Annotated in this window: 2 protein-coding genes; both read right to left on the bottom strand. The window is 47.3% G+C overall.

The features are described 5' to 3' along the window. Positions 1-1,657 (bottom strand): alkaline phosphatase D family protein (locus tag QTO00_RS18865; protein ID WP_331426128.1); only part of this gene is annotated, 1,657 nt, incomplete at its 3' end. Between the two features lie 3 nt (positions 1,658-1,660). Continuing rightward, on the bottom strand, positions 1,661-2,011 hold a 351-nt coding region (locus QTO00_RS18860), incomplete at its 5' end, for a hypothetical protein (protein WP_331426127.1).

The raw sequence follows: 2,011 nt of genomic DNA, 5'->3' as shown, positions 1-2,011 counted from the left end.
GCTCTGGGAATTGGTTCTTAAACCCGCTGCAAGTGATTTGGAAAATGTTCGGACTACTGCGGCGAAATCTCAGTTTAATGTCGTAAGCAAACGAGTAGTGAACATCTCCTGAAAGAATCACAAAGTTGGTCGGTGTTTTAGTGTGGGTAAATATGCTCAGCAAGGTATTGGCACTACCAGGGTGAGCCATCCAGTTTTCGGCATCGATCAGGAGTGGCTGACCTAGCATAGTCGCGCCTCTTTGCAGTGCTTCGATAAACTTCACCCCAAACATAGGTGCTGCGGAGACAATCACCACCTTATCTTGATGCATCAACTCTTGTTGAAACTCGACCAACGCCTCCCAATCCATCAGGCCCGAGGGTTTGTTCATACGCGATTCAGAGCGCCAACGTCGCGTCCGGGTGTCAAGCACCACTACTTTCGGCGAACTATGAATAGTGTAATGCCAGCGCTCAAAAGCGTACAGATAGTTAATAAAATCATCGTGGTGAGCGCTTTCAGGGTCGCTGATAAACTGATTAACAACCGATAAGAACTCGGCGTTGAAGTTGTCTGGCTCGTTGCCCCAGCCCTGACAGAGCCAATAAGTAATTAACCCATTGCCAATGATGCGTTTTGAAAACAGATTGCTGTAGGCTGCTTTTTCCCAACCAACGGTGAGATTCCAGTCATCAGTAACGTCGTGATCATCAAAAATCATGTAGGTGGGAATATGGGCAAATAGCCTTTGAACTTTAGGTAGTCCTTGGATGAACTCCTCGATGATCGCTTTCTCATCTCGCCATTGCTGTTGAAATTGAGGAGACAGGGTACTGCCGCTATGGCTAAAGTTGTTCTCTGCTAAGCGGTTATGATTCAAACATGGCCAAAGTGTCGGAGACCAAACCAACAGATACATAGCCAAGAACTCAGCAAAGGTGACTAAATGATTCTCACACTCGCGAGAACTGAAAATAGGCGTGTTGCGATGCGGAAACAGTTTGGTGAGCAGGGTGCCATCGTCGACGTAGTGCGGTAGCAGTTTATCTCGACCATAAAAGCAGTGCGGGTGCGTATACAAGGCTTGGCCTGATTCGATAGGTGCATCTTGGTCGAACTTCTCATCGTATAGGCCGAGCAAGTCGATGGTTTGTAAAATCGCATCGAGTGTCGGACCTGCTACATGGTCTGCATAGATTTGATCGCCACTCATTATCAATAGGTCTGGGCGATCTTGTAGTGATTGAGTCGCTACTTTTGCGTCGGTTTGCACCAGTGCATCTTTGCTAGGGTGGTGTGGGTTGCGACATGAGCCGTGCAGGATGTAGTCGGCTTTGGTTGAAATCTTAAAGGTTAGGCTTTCTTCGTTGTCATAGCGAAGCTCAGGATAGAGTGAGCTTAACGCGCCGTGTTGGGTGTGAAACTCATAACTCAATGCCACGTTGGCTGGAAATTCACCCTTAAAATGAGCCAGGGTGATATAACAGCGCTCGCCAACTTTTAGCTGGTGGCATTTGTCTAAGTTGCTTTGAAAGATAACACCTTGTTCGGGTTCTAACTTGAGTTCGAATCGGCCAGTCAATCGCTGACTGGTGACGAGCCAGAAAGTAAGCTCACTTTGGGTGACTTTACGCAGTATCGGCCCTGCAAGAAGAAAAGGTAAGGTGTTATTCATTCACTACTCGTTTGGTGGTGCTTGGATTTCTGGGTCTTCGAGAATCTCGATGATCTCTGAGCTAGAGAGCTCGTGGCCCATCAAAAATAGTGCAAGCATGGCATCGGCTTTGGTTTTCGTGTCTGATTGCTCATCGATGATCTGCTCAAATCGGGTACGGATCATCTCGACTTCGTGTTCGACAAACCCTCTCCCTTCCTCTTCACCTTGAATCTCTTCAGGTGCTGTGTCGAAGGATAAAAACATCATGTCGTCGTCGAGATTGGCTTCAAGTAAACGTTCAGGCAGCCAAGCTTCGCCCGTTACGATCTCAGGATCGCTCTGTTTAGGTATTGAATCGAGTAATCTTTTTAG

Source organism: Vibrio sp. M260118, assembly GCF_036533755.1.
Taxonomy (GTDB): Bacteria; Pseudomonadota; Gammaproteobacteria; order Enterobacterales; family Vibrionaceae; genus Vibrio.
This window is presented reverse-complemented; position numbering and strand designations above follow the sequence as displayed.